Here is an 18960-nt window from a genome sequence, read left to right as displayed (position 1 = left end):
GCCTCATCGGCGAGCCCGCCGAAACCGGTATTGAACATGCGCAGGATATCGGCCGATTCGTTGTTGACGATCCGAGCGCGTGCCGGCGCCGCAATCCGCCGCGCCGCTTCGCGCCGCCGACTTGGGCCGCAGGGTCGCGATCTTCGCGACGATCGCACTGCTCGATCTTGCCGCCGCCGTGGCACTCGCCTGCGGGGTCCAGAGCCTGCTCCTTCGATGCGGCCTTGGCGATGCCGACACGCTGATGGCCGCGCTGATCGCCCTGCCGCTCGGCTGGACCCTGCTCGCCTCCTGGCAGTTGACCCGCACGGGCGTAAGGGACATGGCGCTGGGTGCCCTCGCGATGGGCTTTTGCGGAGGACTTGCATGGCTGATCCTGTAACCCCGCCCGCCGGTTTGGTCCGGCGCGCGCTTTCCGGCCACGCCGCGCTCGGCCTCTTGACCGGCGGCCTCCTCTATCTCGTCTGCCTCACCGGCTCGCTCGCGGTGTTCCAGCAGGATTTCCAGCGCTGGGAGGAGCCCGGCGCCGCCGAAATGACCCGGATCGCACCGCAGGCGGTGCAGCGCGCGCTCGCCGAGACGATCGCGCGCCAGGGCAAGCCGACCGATCACGCCTTCGTCCACATGCCCACGCGCGGACTGCCGCGCACGGTCATCACCACCGACAACGGCGCCAACTACGTCGACGCGCAAGGCGCTTACGACCGGCCCGAGGCCCACGCCTGGACCGAATTCGTGCTCTTCCTACACTACCAGCTCAACCTGCCCCCCACCTGGGGCCTGCTGCTGACCGGCGCGCTGGGGGTGATGCTCTGCGTCGCCGTGGTGACCGGCGTACTCGCGCATCCGCGCATCTTCCGCGATGCCTTCGCCTTTCGCCTGCGCGCGCGCCCACAGCTTTCGCGCGCCGATCTGCACAACCGCTTCGGGGTGTGGCTCCTGCCCTTCGTCGCCGCGCTGGGCTTCACCGGCGCGGTCATCGGGCTGGGACAGCTCGTCTTCCAGGCCGTCGCCACCGAGCGTTTCGGCGGCGATACCGAGGCCGCCTATGCGCCGATCTTCGGGGCCCATCCGCCGCACGACCCCGCCCCCGCCCCGCTCGCCCGCGTCGATCGTGCGCTCGAATGGATGGGCCGGAACCACCCTGATCTGCCGATCACCTACGTCACGGTCGAAGAAACCGCGACGCGCGGCCAGCAGATTTCGGTCCTTGCACTCCATCCGCGCCGGCTTATCTACGGCGAGAACTACCATTTCGACGGCAACGGGCGCTTCACCGGAACCCTGGGCCTCGCCGATGGCGCGCTCGGCAAGCAGACCGCCGCCTCGGTCTACCTGCTGCACTTCGGCTCCTATGGCGGTATCCCGATCGAACTCGCCTACCTCGGCTTCGGTCTCGCGCTCTGCGCGATCATCTCGACAGGCACGACCCTGTGGCTGATGAAGCGACGCGCGCGCGGCCTCGCCAGCCCCCGGCTCGAAGCCGTCTGGGCATGGACGATCTGGGGCAGTCCGGTGCTGCTCGTGCTCGCCTACTGGCTGCGCGTGCTGGCCGGGCCGCACCTGCCGTTCGCAGCGGCTTTCTGGGGCGCGCTGGCGGTCGGGACACTGGCTGCGGCGCTGCGCCCGGAAGCGTTCCCAGCGCCCGCGTTGCGGCGCCTTCTGGCGGCGGGCCTCGCGCTGACCGGCGCCCTTCACGCCTACTTCGCCGGCCCCCTGCCCGCGCCTTCGCTGGTGATCGACGCCGCGCTTGTCGTTGCCGCGGTGCTTCTTGCCCTGCCCGAAATCCTGCGCGCGCGGCGCGCGCGCAGGCTCCCCAACCTCACGCTCGCCCAGCAGAGCTGATACCAAGGCGCGATGAGCCTGACTCATCGCCCCTTGGTTGAGCCCGTACGGCGCTTGAGCAAATCCAAGGCGCGATGCGTCAGCATCTCAGCGCCTTGGCATGAGGTGCTCAGGCGCCGGGCAACGCCCCACCGTCGACGGGCAGGTGCACGCCGCTGATCGCCCCGTTCGCAGGATCGGCGAGGAAGACCACCGCGCGCGCGATGTCCTCGGGCTGGGCAAGGCGACCGAGCGCGCTGTAACCCGCCATGCGCGCCAGGAAATCGCCCTCGCTCTCGTTGCCGGTCAGATTGCCCATCAGCATCTCGGTGGGGACCGCCCCCGGCAGCACGACATTGACGCGCACCCCGTAGGGCCCCGCCGCGCGCGCGGCCGTGCGGGTGGTCATGAGCACCGCCGCCTTGGCCGCGCAATAGGCCGCCCCGGTGGGATTGGCGGTAATCGCCATGCCCGAGGCCATATTGACGATCGCCCCTTCCCCGTGCGGCTTCATGCGCCGAATGGCGTGCTTGCAGCCCAGGAACGTGCCATCGGCGTTGACGGCCATGTGCTGGCGCCAGGTCGCCAGTTCCATGTCCTCGAACACGATATTGGGGCGATAGAGCCCTGCGTTGTTGACGAGCACGTCGAGCCGGCCGAAGCGCGCCACGACGAAATCCATGAGCGCGATCCACGAGGCCTCGTCGGTGACGTCGAGCCGGCGGTTGACCGCCCTGCCGGTCGCTCCCGGCTCCTCGTCGGCAACCGAAAGATCCGCGCACACGACACGCGCCCCGCGCGCGAGGAACGCTGCGACGATCGCGCGCCCGATGCCGCCCGCACCCCCGGTGACGACGACGCAGCGGCCTTCGAGCGTGGGCAGGCTCATGCCTCGTCCCCTTGCGCGTAGTCGAGTTCAGGCCGGGTACGCTCCTGCTGGGCAGGGTCGGTCTCGACCAGGTTGATGAGCACCCCGTCGGGATCGCGCAGGCACACTTCGAGCTGCGCGCGGTGCTCCATCGCGAAGACCTGCGGTTCGGGCGCCCAGGTCGCGCCGAGATCGCGCAGACGCGCCATCGTCGCGTGGATGTCGGTGACGTAGAAGACGAGCGCGACTTCGCCGATGCGCGCAGGGCCCGTCGGCACGGGCAGCTCTTCGTGCGTCGTGCCGTCGGCGAGCTGGAACAGGCCGACCATGCCGAAATTGGGGCCCGGGCGCTTCAGGATGCAGATGTCGAAGGGACGCGGATCGTCGAAGCCCAGGATCGCGGTTGCCGAGGGGTGCGCGAGATGGGCCTCGATGTAGGTCTCGGTGAGCCCGATCGCCCGGTAGAAAGGGATCGAACGTGCGATGTCGCGCACGAAGATGGTGCCCCGGATCAGGGCCGAGCTTGGGTGGTCACGCATGGGTCTGTCCTGCCTCGTGTCTCGATTGTCGCGGCGAGGCTAGGACAAACTCCAGGTAATCAGGCATCCCGAACGGCGAGCTGTTCACGATCCGGATACGCGCCCAGGCCCAGCAGCATCACCCCGCCCAGCGCGAAGAGCACGATCGCGACCGTCAGCATGATGTCGTAGTTGCCCGTCGTGTCGCGCACGTAGCCGTATAGCATGGGCGAAATCGCCGAACCGATGCCGAAGGGCGCATAGAGGAAGCCGTAGATCCGGCCGTAGTGGCGCAGGCCGAAATAGCGCGCGGTCATGAACGCGACGATGTCGGTCTCCGTCCCCGCCGCAACGCCGATCAGGAAGCCCCCGGTCAGGATCAGCGGAAAAGACGTGCCCGTCCCCATCAGCAGGTAGCAGGCGATCGCGGGCAGCAGCATCGCGGGAAACGCAACCCCCGGCGCCCAGAAGCGATCGAACAGGAAGCCGATGCCCAGGCGCCCGACCAGGATACCCAGCGCCACGAAGCTCATGACGGTGGCCGCATCGGCGGGCGTGAAGCCGTGGAGCTGAACCATCTGCGCCATGTGGATATGCGCGCCGCCATAGGAGAACGAGATCAGGAGCGTGCTGACGAGGAGGATCCAGAACCGGCGACCGCGCATCGCCTGCGCCAGCGACATGCCCACCACGTCGCCGTCGGCGGCCTGCTCGAGCGTCGCGGGCCGTTCCTCGGGACGCGGCTCGCGGTACCAGGCAAGGATGAAGGGCATGGCCAGGAACAGCGCGAAGACCGTCGCCGCCGGGAACGCCAGGCGCCAACCGCCAAGGCCGATCGCGAAGTTGACGAAATGCGGCACGAACATCGCCGTCGCGCTGGTGCCCAGCAGCATGATGCCGAGCGCGAGCCCGCGATGCTTGTCGAACCACAGTGCGACCGCACGGCTCCAGGTTACCGGGGTCGAGCCGATCGCGATCAGGCCAAGTGCGGTCCACCACATGTACCAGCCGGGCAGCCAGTCGGGCACGAAGTAGAACGAGCTGAACACGACGATGAAGGCCAGCATCGAGGCGATGCCCACCCGGCGCACGCCGAAACGGTCGCAGAAGCCACCGTAGACCGGCGCCAGCATCGCACCGAGCACGCCCCACATGAGCGTGGCGGCGCTGATTTGCGTGAAGTCCCAGCCGAACTCGTCATGGATCGGACCCATGACGAGCGGCAGGACGTTGAACGGGATCGGCGAGGCGCCGCAAGCGGTAGCGAGCAGGGCTGCAAAGACGACCTTCCAGCCCTTCTTGAATTCATTAGCCAATTGTTTTGCCTCGACGATCCTGTTGCATGGTCAGGGTATCAGAAATTGTACCGCAGCTTGGCCATGACCGTGCGCGGCGGATTGATGTAGGTGTAGCCCAGATAGCTCTGACCATAGACCTTGTTCGTGCAGTTCTGGCAATTGACCGAAATCTGCCAGGCCTTGTCCGGACCGTTGAGCGCAAGGCCGGCGTTGAACATCCACAGCGGGTCGACACGCGAGCCCACGACATAGGTATTGCCCGCCGCGCTGTAGGTGCCGGTCGAGGTATCCTGGTCGTAGTAGATCGTCACGTTCGAGGTCTGCACTTCCATCGCGGAGCGCCAGGTCGCGTCGACCGAGGGCACCAGCGAGAGATTGCCGAGCGGAATCTCGTAGTTGGCGCCCATCGCCAGCGTCCAGTCGGGCGTGCGCACCGGCGTCGCGATCGAGCCGTCGGGGGCGACGATGCCCTTGCCGCAGTTGGCGGCGGTGCCCGCCAGGCACGAGGCCTGTTGCGCCGCCACCGACATCACGCCGTATTCGTCGTAAGTCGCCGCGTTGCGATCGATGATGTACTTGTCGTCCTGGTAACCGCCGCTGAAGTGCAGGTTGAGGCCGGCGACCGGCATGACCTCGAACTCGGCCTCGACGCCGCGGTTGCGGTAGTCGGCGAAGTTGCGCGTGATGAAGGTCAGCGAGCCGGTCGACGTGACGTAGCCGGCCGGGGTCTGCAGGTCGCTCACGTCCTCCCAGTAGAAGGTGAGGTTGGCGCGGACGTGGTTGTCGAACCACTGCGACTTGATGCCCGCCTCGTAGGACCAGACCTTCTCGGGACCGAAGGGCAGGAACGCGTCGGGCGTCGTCGCGCGGGCCGACCAGCCACCCGAACGGAAACCACGCGTCGCGCTGGCGTAGAGCAGCACGTCCTGATTGGCCTGGTAGTTCACCGCGAAGCGCGGCGTCCACATCTTGGTCGTCAGCTTGGTGGGAATGCCGTTGGCGACGAGGTTCGCGGTCGTCAGGCAGTTCGTGCCGCCCGACGCGCACGAGTCGCGCAGGTCCGAAATGCCCACCTTCTTGACCTCGTCGGTCCAGCGGATACCGGCGGTCAACTTGAGCTTGTCGGTGACGTTCAGGTCACCCTGGGCATAGCCGGCGACAGTCTCGGTCGAATTGCGGGTGATCGAATCCTGCAGCAGGTAGCCGGAGTAGATCGCCGCACCGTTCGTCGAGTTGTCCTCCTTCATGTAGTAGACACCCGCGACGTAGTCGAGGAAGCCGCCGAAGGCCGAACCGTTGAGCTTCACTTCCTGGCTGAACTGGTCGGACCAGTTGTCGTTGAGGAGGATGTAGCCGCCGTTGGAATTGCCCGCGACTGCCGGATAGGGGTTCGAAGTCGAGGGGGCCGCACGGCCATCGTAGAAGTCGAGGCCGTACTGCTGGTTCTGGCGCACGTAGCCGGTGATCAGTTCCAGCCGGGTCGAGGGCGCGAGATCGATCGCGACCTTGTTGGTGATCAGGTTCGAGACCGCGTGGTTGCCGTTGCCGTAGTAGGCCTTGGCGCCCTTCACGCCGAGGTCTGCGAACTGGCTGGTCGCAGTCTTGCTGAAACCGGTGGTCGCATAGCGCCCGTCGCACTCGGTTGTGTCGTCGGGATTGCAGGTGAAGTTGAGCACATTCTCCGAATTGTCGACCACGTGGGTGTAGCCGAAATTCCAGGTCACCGAATCGCTGAGCTCACCCTTCAGCGCGAGACGTGCGCCCCAGCCATCGCCGTCGTTGAGGCGTTCGCCGGTCGTGACGTCCTTCACATAGCCGTCGTCGTTCTGCCAGTAGCCCGAGACCTTGGCCGCGAAGGTGTCCGAAAGCGGAATGTTGATCGAGCCGCGCAGCAGCTTCTTGTGATAGGTGCCGTATCCGGCTTCGGCAAAGCCGCCGATGCCGTCGAAAGTGGGCTCGGCCATGTGCACCGAGACCGCGCCGCCCGTGGTGTTGCGGCCGAACAGCGTACCCTGCGGCCCGCGCAGCACCTCGATGCGGTCGACGTCGAACAGGCTGAGGTTGTTCGCGCCCTGGCGGCTGAGATAGACGTCGTCGATGTAGGTACCGACCGGCGGATCGAAAGTCGCGATCGATTCCGTGCTACCCAGGCCACGGATGTAATAAGTGTTCGACGAGCCCAGGCCGGTGTTGTTCATCCCGACCATGTTGGGAATGTACTGGACGACGTCGAGCGCGCTGGAGACGCCGCGCGCGTCGAGTTCGGCGCCCGAAATCGCGGTGATCGCAATGGGAACGGTCTGCGCGCTTTCCTCGCGGCGCTGCGCGGTAACGACGATCTCGGAAAGCTGGGATGCCGGCTTGTTGGCACCCCCGGTCTCGGTTTCCTGGGCGAGGGCCGGCGCGGCCAGGGCGAAAAATCCGCAGAGCGCCGTCGTGGCCGTCAGTACTGATTTCCTCATTTTCCATCCCTTCGTGTTGCACGACCGCGAAATGCGGACCGTCCGGGAAAGCCCACCGGATCCGGGTAGCCCTCCGCGTGACCCCTGCCCGATCTTCTGCCGAGCCGAATACACGATCACCCCTACAAAGTTCGTTTGCCGGGCCTCCCTGTCAAGCACGAAATGGCGACACTTGACATTTTTGATATAATGCCATTACAAATCTAAAAATCGATCGACGAATCACCTCAATCAAACCATCATCATGCTGATTAAAAAGCATTTTGATGGTTATTCTACGTTGACGAATTCCATCTCACCGGCTTGAAAATCCGCGTCCTCAACGCTTGACAGCCTGCGATTTGTCCAGACATATCGCAGGTAGAGCCGTGGACAGCGCACCTGCCATCGGCTGTCCGACTGGTGGATAGCGAAGGGCGCCATGCAGACCTCAACGGACAACTTGGGACAGCGCCCACGCGGGCAAGACGAGAGGACATTTGCCGATGAACCCGTCACATCGTGAAACCGGCACGGCGTCGTTCGCCCCCTCTTTCTCCCCCCTGCCCCGGCGCCGCGGCCGCATCGCCTATCGCCGCGCCGACGAGACGCTTCCCTGGGGCTTCGAGGACTGGGACATGACGCTGGGCCGCGACGGCATGCGCACCCTTTCCGCGCACTGCGAAATGGCGGTCGCGGGCGAGGACGTCGTGCGCGACAGCGTGGTCTCGGTTCACGCCGATTTCCACCCCGCCGAAGCCTACGTGCGGATCATGAACAAGGGCGAACTCACCGGCAGCGGCTGGTTCCGCTTCACCGACACCGAGGCGACCTGCGAAAGTTACTCGCGCGATCTCGGACGCGTCAGCCAGTCGATCGCGATCGAGCGTCCGATGCGCGGCTTCGGGCTCCACGCGGTGCAGTCCGACGGCTGGCTGGCCGCCACGTTCCCTTTCGAGAAGGGGCCCGGCCACATCGAGTTCAAGGGCCGCAACCTGATGCACAGCCTGCATCACCTGGGCGCGACCGGTCCGAGCCTGTGCACCACGACTTCGGGCTTCGAATTCCTCGGCGTGGAAGAGGTGAGCGTCCCCGCCGGCACCTTCACTTGTAACCGCGTGGCCCTGCGCGGCATCGTCAACGACCATCCACCCTACGACATGTGGCTCAGCCGCGACGGCGACGGCCTCTACGTCAAGGGCGAGGCGCAGGGCTACCTCGCATCCGTCTTCGAGCTCGTCGAACTCGAGGGCGGCCCGCTCGGCACGCCTGCCGCAGCCTGACGCCCACCTCTCCATCACACGTCAACCGGAAGACCAGCAGCCATGGAAATTTCGCGCCATTTCGTCGACGTCGGCACCCGCCGCGTGCATTACCGCAAGTGCGGCAGCGGCCCCGTGGTGCTCATGATCCACCAGAGCCCGCGCTCCTCGACCGAGTACGAGGGCCTGATGCACCAGTGGGGCGCCAATTTCACCTGCATCGCCCCCGACACGCCCGGCTTCGGCCAGTCCGACCCACTGCCCCGGGCCGATGCGACAATCGACGACTTCTCCGACGCGCTCGTCGGCCTGCTCGATGCGCTCGGGCTCGAGAAGGTCGCCGCCTACGGCTTCCATTCGGGCGGAACGATCCTCGTCAACACACTTGCCCGAGCGCCGCAGCGCTTCACCGCGCTCGCCATCGGCGGCTACGCGATCTGGACCGAGGAGGAGAGCAAGGCGTTCTCGGCAAGCTACCTGCCCGCCTTCCAGCCGAGTGGCTATGGCGAGCACCTCACCTGGCTGTGGAACCGCATCCTCGAACAGACCTGGTTCTTTCCCTGGTTCGACACCCGCAAGCAAGCGCGCATCTCGGTCGCGCACGATGAGCCGGCGCGGGTCGACGCGGTGGTGCGCGAAATGCTCGATTCGGGCGACGCCTACCGCGTGGGCTACGGCGCGGTGCTGCGCGCCCCGCGCGAGGTCCCCGGCCCCGAGGCCGAAACGCGCCCCGTGCTGATCCTCGCCTACGCCGCCGACGTGCTCTACGAGCACATCGACCGCCTTCCCGCGCTGCCCCCCTTGTGGGACGCACGCAAGGTGGCGACGCCCGCCGACCAGCAGGCGGCGCACATCGCCCATCTGGGTCGATACGCCTGCCCCGCGCCCGAAGCGCTGGGCGAATGCGCCGACGAGGGGTTCATCACGGTGACGACCAAGGCCTTCACCGGGCGCCTGCACTGGCGCGGCGCGGCTCAGCAGGGCAAGGCGCTGACCATCCACGCACCCGGCAGCTCGCTCGAACTGCTCGACACGCGTGAGGCCTGCGCCATCGATCTGCCCGGGCACGGGCTCTCGGATGGCTGGCAGGGCGCGCCGCCGAGCGATCCCGCCCCCTGGCTCGCCGTCATCGAAGCCGCACGCACGGCCCTTGGCTGCGGCGAAGCGGTGTTCGAGCCAGCCCCGCTCGGCGATCCCGATACGCTTTTCCCCACGCTCGCCCCCGATCGCTTCGGCGCCTATCTGACGCGCGGCTGGTCGATCGTGCGCGCGGGCAAGATGTTCGCGCCCTGGTACGAGGTCGGGCCCGAAACCGCCGTCGACTTCGCCCCCGAGGCGCTCGATCCCGAACGCCTGCGCATCGAGCACCGCGCGCTCCTGCGCAGCACCGCCGCGCGCGAATGGGCCCTGGCGCGCCAGGCCATCTAACGAAGGCGCGCCCGGGGGGCATCGCAGGCGCAGGGGGGGCTTTGCCGGGCCTCCCTTTTCGCCGATGATCGGCAAGACGGGTCGACAGGGGAGTATCCGTGAACAGCAGGCAAGCGCCACGATACGAGCAATTGGCGGACGAATTGCGCCAGGCGATCCTCGCCGGTCGTTTCGACGGGAATACCGCGTTTCCGACCGAAAGCGCGCTATGTGAGCATTACGGCGTCAGTCGCTTCACGGTGCGCGAAGCCTTGCGCTGCCTGCAGGGCGAGCGGCTGATTTCGCGCCGGCGTGGCTCGGGCACCCTCGTCGAGCCCCCCGCCGTCCGTTCGAGTGCGCGCTTCCAGGCCTTCACCAGCCTCGACGAAACGCGCCAGTACGCACGCGACGCGCGCACCGCGCTGGCACCCGATGGCTTCTGCCTGCTGCCACGCAGCCTCGCCGCTTTCGTCGACCCGCGGCACGAGGCCTTGCACAAGAGCCGCTGGGCCCGCCTGCGCGGACTGCGCACGCAAGGCGGCGGCGACGACAGCCCGGTGGCCGCGATCGAGGCCTATGTCCGCCCCGACCTTGCGCCCTTGCTCGACAAGGTCGACCTCACCACGCTCGCGCTGTTCCGGCAGCTTGAACGCCATGGCCAGTTCACGGTCGGCCGGGTCATGCAGGAAATCGCGGCGGTGCCCGCCAGCACGCCGATGGCCAAGGCGCTGCAGATCCCACGCCGCACGCCCTGCCTGCGCATCGTGCGCATCTACCACGACAGCGAAGGCGTGCCCTTCGAGATAACCAACAGCTACCACCCGGGCGAGGCCTTCACCTATTCGATGGTGATCGAGCCCGATCCGGCCTGAGCTTCGCGAAGGAAACGCCCGATGCAAAGACCGCGCCGTCGCTATCTCGATGGTCGTTACGGACAAGTCCATGGCCGCATCGCACGGCCGACGGATGCGCCGGACGCCCGCGCGATCCTTTTCATCCACATGAGCCCGATGACGGGGCATATCTTCGAACGGCTCGTGGGCGAGATGGGTCAGGATCGCCTCGCCGCCGCGTTCGACACACCGGGCTACGGACAGTCCGACGCACCGCCTTGCCTGCCCTCGATCGAGGACTACGCCGATGCCCTGGCCGAGGCGATGGAGGCGCTGGCGCCCGGCACCCCCTATGACGTCATGGGCTATCACACCGGCTCGCTGACCGCGACGGCGCTCGCCGCGCGCTTTCCCGAACGCATCGGCCGGCTGGTTCTGGTCGGCGCGCCGATCTTCACGCCCGAGGAACGCGCGACGTTCCGGGCCTACTACGGCCCCAAGGCGCCACGCGAAGATGGCGAACATCTCGCCCGGCGCTGGCGCGGCTTCGTCCACCACTACCGACGCCCCGGCATGAGCCTCGAGGAGGTGGCCGAACATTTCGAGGAAGCCACCACCGGGGGGGCGAATGCCTGGTGGGGCCACGCGGCGGCCTTCGACTACGACCTCGAAGCAGCGCTGCGCACGCTGGCCCATCCCGCGCTGATCCTCAAGACCGGCGATGATCTCGCGGCGCAGACCGAACCTGCGCGCCACCTTTCCCCACACATCACCATGCTCGATGCACCGGGCTGGGGCCACGGCTTTGCCACGCGCGAGGCGGGCGACGTGGCGCAATTGCTGCGCGGCTGGCTGGATGGTGTGCAGGACCGCGCCATCGCGGCTCCGCCCAGCGCGCTCGGTCCGTGCTGGCCCCCCGCCGAGGCGGGCAGCTTCGCTCCCGAGATGCCGCAAAGTTGCGAATGATTCGCAAGTCAGGCCGCTCGCGCAGTCGATTTGACGGGTTCCCGGGCATGGGTCCGGACTGAGGCCATAGCGACGATCGCTACGGCAAAATGGACATAATTAACTGATTTACATAAATAAAATATCACGATGGTAGAAAAGGTTTGGGGCCGCCAAGCAATTTTCGATGCCCTCTGCGGGCACAAGCGCTTGACCCCGAGGCCAAGTTGCGCTTGACGCACGACACAAACTTGGATCGTGACACGCTGCCGCGAGGCCTGCGATCATACCGGGCCTGCTTCCGCACCGAAACCGCGCAACCCTGCAGGTTCGGCCCGCCGGTTGCCGGCACGAGTCCAGACTGCCGATTTCGCCTACCAAGGAACTTGAGACGATGACCCAGCCCACTGCCGAAGCCACGGTCCTGGAACCCACCGCGGCCCTGACCGTCGAAACGGTCAACTCGGTGCATCACTGGAACGACCGCCTGTTCAGTTTCAAGATCACGCGTCCGGCCTCGTTCCGCTTCCGCTCGGGCGAATTCATCATGATCGGCCTGATGGGCGACAACGGCCGCCCGCTGCTGCGCGCCTACTCGGTCGCAAGCCCCTCGTGGGACGAGGAACTCGAGTTCCTCTCGATCAAGGTCCAGGACGGCCCGCTGACCTCGCGCCTCCAGAAGATCCAGCCGGGCGACCAGATCTACCTCGGCCGCAAGCCCGTGGGCACGCTCGTCACCGACGCGCTGCTGCCCGGCAAGCGTCTGTTCTTCTTCTCGACCGGCACGGGCCTTGCTCCCTTCATGTCGCTCGCGCGCGATCCCGACGTCTACTCGATGTTCGACCAGGTGATCTGCGTGCACGGCGTGCGCCAGGTGAGCGACCTTGCCTACCGCGAGATGCTCGAAGCGCGTCTTGCCGAAGATCCGCTCGTGGGTGAGGACGCGGTGGACAAGTTCCACTACGTGCCCACCGTCACGCGCGAGGACTTCCACACCAAGGGCCGCATCGGCGACATCATCGAGAGCGGACGCCTGTTCGAGGGCCTCGAGGGCGATGCCAAGCTCAACCCCGAGACCGACCGCATCATGCTGTGCGGCTCGATGGACATGATCAAGGGCCAGGCCCACTACCTCGAGAGCATCGGCTTCACCGAAGGCTCGAATTCGAAGCCGGGTGACTTCGTGATCGAGCGCGCCTTCGTCGACTGAGCGCGCGCCGCCTTGATAAACGAAAAGGGCCGCAGCGATGCGGCCCTTTTCTTTTGGCGCCCTCCCGTCGCCTCAGGCGAGGTCGAAGCGGTCCGCGTTCATGACCTTGGTCCAGGCGGCGACGAAGTCCTCCACGAACTTCTTCTGGTTGTCGTCCTGGGCATAGACCTCGGCGTAGGCGCGCAGGACCGAATTGGCCCCGAAGGTCAGGTCGAGCTCGCTCGCGGTCCATCTGGTCTCGCCCGAAGCGCGATCGATGACCGCGTAACTGCCGTCGTCGAGCTTGCTCCAGCGGTTGCTCATGTCGACCAGGTTGACGAAGAAGTCGGTGCTGAGCGCGCCCTCGTTCGCCGTGAAGACACCCAGCTTGCTGCCGCCATGGTTCGTTCCCAGCATGCGCATGCCGCCCAGCAGGACCGTCATTTCCACCGCCGTCAGCCCCATGAGCTGGGTGCGATCGAGCATGAGTTCGGCCGGGCTCACGACATAGTCATCCTTGAGCCAGTTGCGATAGCCGTCGTGGATCGGCTCGAGCGGCTCGAAGCTCTCCACGTCGGTCATCTCGGCGCTGGCATCACCGCGCCCGGGCGCGAAAGGCACCTCGGTCGGGAAGCCCGCCGCGCTCGCCGCCTTCTCGACACCCACGTTCCCCGCGAGCACGATCGCATCGGCCAGGCTTGCGCCTGCCGAAGCGGCGAGCGGTTCGAGCACGCCCAGCACCCGCGCCAGGCGCTCGGGCTCGTTGCCCGCCCAGTCCTTCATCGGGGCCAGCCGGATTCGCGCGCCGTTGGCCCCGCCGCGCAAGTCCGAGCCACGCCAGGTCCGCGCGCTGTCCCAGGCGGTCGCCACCATGTCGCCGACGGAAAGTCCGCTTGCCGCGATCGCGGCCTTGAGCCCGGCCACGTCGTAGCCGGTCGGGCCTGCCGGCACCGGGTCCTGCCAGATCAGGTCCTCGGCCGGGACATCGGGCCCGACATAGCGGACCTTGGGCCCCATGTCGCGATGGGTCAGCTTGAACCAGGCGCGCGCGAAAGTGTCCCTGAAGCGCTCCGGATCGGCGCGGAAACCCTCCATGATGGCCCGGTAGGTCGGGTCCATCTTGAGCGCCATGTCGGCATCGGTCATGATCGGATTGTGCCGGATTTCCGGGTTCTCGACGTCGACCGGGCGGTCCTCCTCCGCAATCGCGACCGGCTCCCACTGCGAGGCGCCCGCCGGGCTCTTCCTGAGCTCCCAGTCGTGATCGAAGAGCATGTCGAAATAGCCCATGTCGAAGACCGTGGGGTTCGTCGTCCAGGCGCCCTCGATGCCGCTCGTCACGGTATCCGGCCCCATCCCGGTGCGCCCCGGATTGACCCAGCCGAAGCCCTGCGCCTCGACTCCGGCGGCTTCGGGATCGGGCCCCAGCGTGCTGGCATCGCCGTTGCCGTGGCACTTGCCCACGGTGTGCCCGCCTGCGGTAAGCGCCGCCGTCTCCTCATCGTTCATCGCCATGCGCGCGAAGGTGACGCGCATGTCCGCCGCCGTCTTGAGCGGATCGGAAACGCCGTCGACCCCTTCGGGGTTGACGTAGATGAGGCCCATCATGACCGCCGCGAGCGGGTTGGCGAGGTCACGCTCGCCGGAATATCGGCTGCCCTCGCCGCCGCTCGGCGCCAGCCACTCCTTCTCGCTGCCCCAGTAGGTGTCGATCTCGGGCGCCCAGATGTCGGCGCGTCCGAAGCCGAAGCCGAAAGTCTCCAGGCCCATCGTCTCGTAGGCGATCGTGCCCGCCAGGATGATGAGGTCCGCCCAGCTGACGGCGTTGCCGTACTTCTTCTTGAGTGGCCAGAGCAGGCGCCGCGCCTTGTCGAGGCTGACGTTGTCGGGCCAGGAATTGAGCGGCGCGAAGCGCTGGTTGCCGGTATTGCCGCCCCCGCGCCCGTCGGCGATGCGGTAGGAGCCCGCCGAGTGCCACGCCATGCGGATCATCAGGCCGCCGTAGTGGCCCCAGTCGGCCGGCCACCAGATCTGGCTGTCGGTCATCAGCGCGCGCATGTCGGTCTTGAGCGCCTCGATGTCGAGCTCCTTGAGTGCCTCGCGATAGGCGAAGCCCTTGCTCATCGGGTCGGTCTTGGTGTCGTGCTGGTGGAGAATGCCCAGATTGAGCCCCTGCGGCCACCAATCCGTGTTCGACGTACCCGAAGCCGTCATCCCGCCATGCACCACCGGGCACTTGCCCGGCTTGCCTGCCATGTCGTTCATCGCATCATCTCCTAGTCTGGTTCCGGCCTATCCCCGTCCCGGCGCCGACACGCCCGATTTGCTCTGGCACCCGAGTTAACACCCGAATTCCGGACGCCACAAGCGACAAACCGGAGCGAGGCCCTCGCCACTTTCCGGCACAGGTCTACAGCTTTCGTGTCCACCCACCCCATCCATGGCACTTCGCGACTGCAAGGGGCCATTGCGGCAAACCCTGTTGATCCGGCGCACGACACCTGAGTACCCCGAACAAGGGCTATGGCGCGATCCATGACATGCGCGAGGTGAGGCCCTGCGTATATTCCGCATGGCCCCCTAGGGATTATACATGAGATACCTCCATTTGCCCTTGCGCTACGCCCATCGCCTTCACTGGTGGAGAGCCTCAGCATGGTACGCAGTTTGGGCGCCGAATTCGTCGGCACGTTCTGGCTTGTCTTCGGCGGATGCGGGTCGGCGGTGCTGGCCGCCGGCTTCCCCGATCTCGGGATCGGCTTTGCCGGGGTGGCGCTCGCCTTCGGGCTGACCGTGCTGACCATGGCTTATGCGGTGGGCGGCATTTCGGGCGGGCACTTCAATCCGGCCGTCTCGCTTGGCCTCGCGGTCGCCGGGCGCTTTGCCTGGAAGGACCTTGTGCCCTACTGGGTGGCGCAAGTGGTCGGCTCGGTCGCCGCAGCAGCCGTGCTCTATGCGATCGCCTGCGGCCAGCCCAGCTTCACGCCCGGGGCCTTCGCCACCAACGGCTACGGCGCACTTTCGCCCGGCGGCTATGCCCTGCCCGCTGCGCTGCTGATCGAGGTGGTGCTGACGGCCGGGTTCCTCATCGTCATCCTCGGCGCGACCTCAAGCGCGGTTCCGGGCGGGTTCGCGCCGATCGCCATCGGCCTGGCGCTCACGCTGATCCACCTCGTGTCGATCCCCGTCACCAATACCTCGGTAAATCCCGCCCGCTCGACCGGCGTCGCGCTATTTGCCGAAACCGCCGCGATGGGACAGCTCTGGCTTTTCTGGCTCGCTCCGCTCGCGGGCGGCGTGATCGGAGCGCTTATCTGGCGCCACATCCTGAGCCCGGAAGAAAGCCTTGAAAACATTGGCGGCGAGACGTGAAGGGCCCACCCACACCCACTTGAACCGAACAATATCAAAATACAGATAAGATCAATATTCAGAACATTACTTTTACAGATCACCGTAACAAAAATGCCATGAAATATTCGCAAAAGTATCATTAAAAAAATCTGTCCCCGATCGATCCCGCGTCCGCTCTCCCCGTGCGAAGGCCCAAGGCAATTCCGCAACGGGCCGGATCCTTACCGATGGATCGGGGAGCACCTTAGCAATGTCGAAGTCCCGCAGCCTCTGGCTAATCACCACCGCGCTCGCGTTCTGCGCGGCCCAGCCCGCCTTCGCGGCCAGCGACGAGGCCAGCGCGTCCGACGCAGGCGCGCCGCAGGGTGAGGGCGAAAGCATCGTCGTCACCGGCTACCGCGCCAGCCTCCTGAAGGCGCAGGACGTGAAGCGGAGCGCCACGATCATCCAGGATTCGATCGTCGCCGACGACATCGCCGCCTTCCCCGATCTCAACCTCGCCGAAGCGCTGCAGCGCCTGCCCGGCATCGCGATCAACCGCGAAGCGGGCGAAGGCCGCCGCATCTCGCTGCGCGGCCTCGGCCCCGATTTCACCCGCGTCCAGCTGAACGGGATGGAAGTGCTCGGCAACGTCGACAGTCCGCAGGACAGCCGCGGCCAAGGCACGCGCGACCGCGCCTTCGACTTCAACATCTTCGCCGCCGAACTGTTCAACCGCGTCGACGTCCGCAAGTCCTACTCGGCCGACCAGACCGAAGGCGGGCTTGCCGGCACCGTGGGCCTCTTTACCGCGCGCCCGCTCGACTACGACGGCGACAAGATCGCCTTCTCGGCCAACGGCGGCACCAACAGCGCGACCAAGGACTTCCAGCCGCGCCTGACCGGGCTCGTCTCGAAGAACTGGGGGGACTTCGGCATTCTCGTCTCGGCCGCCTACAACCACCGCCAGACCCGCGAACAAGGCCACGACACCTACCGCTGGCGCACCAACGGTGCCAACGGTTCGGACATTTCGGGCCTGACCGAGGAAGAGCAGGAGAAGATCAATTCGGGCACGCTGCGCTTCGCGCGCGGCAACCGTCTCTCGGTCTGGGATTCGACGCAGGATCGCCTGGGCATCACCACTTCGATCCAGTGGAATCCGGGGGACAGCACGCACCTGACGCTTGATGGCCTCTACGGCAAGTTCAAGGCCGACCGCTTCGAGACGCATCTCGCCTCGCGCGGTTCGGGCGGCTCGACCTGGCTCGGCGGCGCGCAGACTTTCGCGGGCGTCACCTACCCTGCCTCGACGATCAACGCGATCGAATGGAACGACGAGAACGAGGTTACCTACCTCGACGTCTCGGGCGCGCAGACTTCGACCGAGACGCGCACCCAGAAGACCAGCAACACCTTCAAGCAACTGGTCCTGAACGGCGACACAGCGCTCACCGAAAAGCTCACCTTCCGGTTCCTGGGCGGCATCGAGCGGTCGAGCTACGACATGCCGGTGAGCGACAAGTTCTACCTCGAGGCCTATGGCGACGTCACCACCCGGTACACCGGCACTTACGGGATGACAAACACATACGGCTGGGACACGACCGATCCGGCCAACTATCACGCGCACGAAATCGACATGAGCGCATCCTACCAGGATTCCGCGATCGACACCGCCCGCACCAGCTTCGAGTACGCGTTCTCGCCCGACGACAAGCTGAGCCTGGGCGGCGAATGGCGCCGCTTCAAGAACAGCGGCTACACGCTGACCGCCGACGACGTGCTGCTTTTCAGCTTCAAGTCCGGCTCGGTCAGTTCGGACATCTCGGACTACTACAAGGTCTACAACGGCTATCCGGGCCAGTCGTGGCTGATCGTCGATTATGACCAGGCGCTGAGCGCTCTCGGCATCGATCGCAGCGACTACCTCACCAACCGGGGCAGCGACTACGCCGTCGAGGAGCGCACCTGGGCGCTCTACGCGCAGTACGACTGGAACCACATGCTGGGTTCGGTGCCGTTCCGCGGCAACATCGGCGGACGCTTCTACCACACCGGCATCGACTCGGTGGGCGTGGGCACCGTCGACGGGGTCTCGAGCACGATCACCGGGAACTCGAGCTACCAGGGCTTCCTGCCCGCCGCCAACCTGATCTTCGATCTCACCGACAAGCTGGTGGTGCGTGCCGCCGCCGCGCGCAACATCAACCGCCCCACGCTGAGCTCGCTCGCCGTCAACGGCACCGTCACCAGCGGCGACAACGGCGAAGTCTCGGTCTCGACCGGCAATCCCAACCTCAAGCCCTACAAGTCGACCGACCTCGATCTCTCGATCGAGTACTACCTCGGCAACCACGGCTCGATCACCGGCGCGCTGTTCTACAAGACGCTCGACGGGTTCATCGCCACACAGACCGTCTACAATGTCGCCTACGGCGACACCGGCCTGTCGACCGACCTCATGGACGGCCTGACCGCCGATACCGTGGTCTCGAGCTATTCGCGCCCGATCAACCTGGGCAAGACCGACCTGTGGGGCCTGGAACTGGCCGCGCAGAGCGACTTCAGCTTCCTGCCCGCCCCGTTCGACCACTTCGGGGCCTCGGCGAACTTCACCTACGTGAACTCGCAATACGACTACCGCGAGATCTATGGTGACATCGCCGCCAAGACCACGCTCGAGGGCCTGAGCAAGTACAACGGCAACCTGACGCTGTACTACGCCGATGCCAAGTTCGACATCCGCGGATCGGCCAACTACCGCTCGAGCTACGTCTACAGCGCCGCGCCGATCACCACCACGGTCAACGGTGCGACGGTCGTCGACCAGGATCTCTCGGGCTACGCCGCCACGGTCTACGTCGACATGTCGGCGCACTACAAGATCACCGACCACGTCCAGTTCACGCTCGACGGCGTGAACCTGACCAACCAGGCCGAAAAGCAGTACTCCGACACATCCAAGCGCCTCTACGTCTACACCCGTTCGGGACGGACGATCATGGGCGGCTTGCGCGTCGAATTCTGATCCTCGAACCC

14 protein-coding genes are annotated in these 18960 nt (G+C 66.2%); 9 read left to right on the top strand and 5 right to left on the bottom strand.

What is annotated here, in order from left to right:
• The first annotated feature begins 79 nt into the window (after window positions 1-79).
• Both HT136_RS01845 and HT136_RS01840 read left to right on the top strand, forming a co-directional pair.
• Complete coding sequence (locus HT136_RS01845) at window positions 80-382, top strand: hypothetical protein (protein WP_214197163.1); 303 nt, start codon at window positions 80-82, stop codon at window positions 380-382.
• Window positions 367-1845, top strand: a complete 1479-nt coding sequence (locus HT136_RS01840) for a PepSY-associated TM helix domain-containing protein (protein ID WP_214197161.1) — start codon at window positions 367-369, stop codon at window positions 1843-1845. Before HT136_RS01845 ends, HT136_RS01840 begins: the two co-directional genes overlap by 16 nt.
• A gap of 109 nt (window positions 1846-1954) precedes the next feature.
• On the opposite strand, the gene HT136_RS01835 is transcribed toward HT136_RS01840, so the two are convergent.
• The 4 genes from HT136_RS01835 to HT136_RS01820 are packed head-to-tail and all read right to left on the bottom strand — an operon-like array spanning window position 1955 to window position 6970.
• Window positions 1955-2713, bottom strand: a complete 759-nt coding sequence (locus HT136_RS01835; RefSeq protein WP_214197159.1) for an SDR family NAD(P)-dependent oxidoreductase — start codon at window positions 2711-2713, stop codon at window positions 1955-1957.
• On the bottom strand, window positions 2710-3231 hold the full coding sequence (locus HT136_RS01830; RefSeq protein ID WP_214197157.1) for a VOC family protein: 522 nt from the start codon (window positions 3229-3231) through the stop codon (window positions 2710-2712). The genes HT136_RS01835 and HT136_RS01830 overlap by 4 nt, the downstream gene beginning before the upstream one ends.
• Before the next feature lie 59 nt (window positions 3232-3290).
• Window positions 3291-4526 (bottom strand): MFS transporter, encoded by a 1236-nt coding sequence (locus HT136_RS01825; RefSeq protein WP_214197155.1) that lies wholly within the window; start codon window positions 4524-4526, stop codon window positions 3291-3293.
• Window positions 4527-4564: 38 nt separating this feature from the next.
• Complete coding sequence (locus HT136_RS01820; protein ID WP_214197153.1) at window positions 4565-6970, bottom strand: TonB-dependent receptor; 2406 nt, start codon at window positions 6968-6970, stop codon at window positions 4565-4567.
• Between the two features lie 485 nt (window positions 6971-7455).
• Here HT136_RS01820 and HT136_RS01815 point away from each other — a divergent pair, with 485 nt between their 5' ends.
• The 5 genes from HT136_RS01815 (at window position 7456) to HT136_RS01795 (ending at window position 12606) form a co-directional block, all read left to right on the top strand.
• A complete protein-coding gene (locus HT136_RS01815; protein ID WP_214197151.1) occupies window positions 7456-8232 on the top strand; it encodes a hypothetical protein in 777 nt (258 codons plus the stop codon).
• Window positions 8233-8274: 42 nt separating this feature from the next.
• The gene (locus tag HT136_RS01810) at window positions 8275-9639 is read left to right on the top strand and encodes an alpha/beta fold hydrolase (protein ID WP_214197149.1); all 1365 of its coding nucleotides are present in this window, start codon (window positions 8275-8277) and stop codon (window positions 9637-9639) included.
• A gap of 98 nt (window positions 9640-9737) precedes the next feature.
• A complete protein-coding gene (locus HT136_RS01805) occupies window positions 9738-10490 on the top strand; it encodes a GntR family transcriptional regulator (protein WP_343222079.1) in 753 nt (250 codons plus the stop codon).
• A gap of 21 nt (window positions 10491-10511) precedes the next feature.
• Window positions 10512-11417, top strand: coding sequence for an alpha/beta fold hydrolase (locus tag HT136_RS01800; RefSeq protein ID WP_214197147.1), 906 nt, complete (start codon window positions 10512-10514; stop codon window positions 11415-11417).
• Between the two features lie 373 nt (window positions 11418-11790).
• A complete protein-coding gene (locus HT136_RS01795) occupies window positions 11791-12606 on the top strand; it encodes a ferredoxin--NADP reductase (RefSeq protein ID WP_214197135.1) in 816 nt (271 codons plus the stop codon).
• A 72-nt stretch (window positions 12607-12678) separates the two neighbouring features.
• On the opposite strand, the gene katG is transcribed toward HT136_RS01795, so the two are convergent.
• Window positions 12679-14850, bottom strand: coding sequence for a catalase/peroxidase HPI (gene katG / locus HT136_RS01790; RefSeq protein WP_214197134.1), 2172 nt, complete (start codon window positions 14848-14850; stop codon window positions 12679-12681).
• Between the two features lie 390 nt (window positions 14851-15240).
• On the opposite strand from katG, the gene aqpZ reads away from it, so the two are divergent.
• The gene (gene aqpZ / locus HT136_RS01785; protein WP_214197132.1) at window positions 15241-15957 is read left to right on the top strand and encodes an aquaporin Z; all 717 of its coding nucleotides are present in this window, start codon (window positions 15241-15243) and stop codon (window positions 15955-15957) included.
• Window positions 15958-16189: 232 nt separating this feature from the next.
• A complete protein-coding gene (locus HT136_RS01780; RefSeq protein ID WP_214197130.1) occupies window positions 16190-18949 on the top strand; it encodes a TonB-dependent receptor in 2760 nt (919 codons plus the stop codon).
• Window positions 18950-18960 lie beyond the last annotated feature (11 nt).

The sequence above is a fragment of the Novosphingobium profundi genome (assembly GCF_018491765.1).
Lineage (GTDB): Bacteria > Pseudomonadota > Alphaproteobacteria > Sphingomonadales > Sphingomonadaceae > Novosphingobium > Novosphingobium profundi.
This window is presented reverse-complemented; position numbering and strand designations above follow the sequence as displayed.

Coding starts and splice junctions, on each gene's coding strand:
- HT136_RS01795 (WP_214197135.1), top strand. CDS start 11,791: ATGACCCAGCCCACTGCCGAAGCCACGGTCCTGGAACCCACCGCGGCC.
- HT136_RS01840 (WP_214197161.1), top strand. CDS start 367: ATGGCTGATCCTGTAACCCCGCCCGCCGGTTTGGTCCGGCGCGCGCTT.
- HT136_RS01820 (WP_214197153.1), bottom strand. CDS start 6,970: ATGAGGAAATCAGTACTGACGGCCACGACGGCGCTCTGCGGATTTTTC.
- HT136_RS01815 (WP_214197151.1), top strand. CDS start 7,456: ATGAACCCGTCACATCGTGAAACCGGCACGGCGTCGTTCGCCCCCTCT.
- aqpZ (WP_214197132.1), top strand. CDS start 15,241: ATGGTACGCAGTTTGGGCGCCGAATTCGTCGGCACGTTCTGGCTTGTC.
- HT136_RS01780 (WP_214197130.1), top strand. CDS start 16,190: ATGTCGAAGTCCCGCAGCCTCTGGCTAATCACCACCGCGCTCGCGTTC.
- HT136_RS01835 (WP_214197159.1), bottom strand. CDS start 2,713: ATGAGCCTGCCCACGCTCGAAGGCCGCTGCGTCGTCGTCACCGGGGGT.
- HT136_RS01830 (WP_214197157.1), bottom strand. CDS start 3,231: ATGCGTGACCACCCAAGCTCGGCCCTGATCCGGGGCACCATCTTCGTG.
- katG (WP_214197134.1), bottom strand. CDS start 14,850: ATGAACGACATGGCAGGCAAGCCGGGCAAGTGCCCGGTGGTGCATGGC.
- HT136_RS01800 (WP_214197147.1), top strand. CDS start 10,512: ATGCAAAGACCGCGCCGTCGCTATCTCGATGGTCGTTACGGACAAGTC.
- HT136_RS01810 (WP_214197149.1), top strand. CDS start 8,275: ATGGAAATTTCGCGCCATTTCGTCGACGTCGGCACCCGCCGCGTGCAT.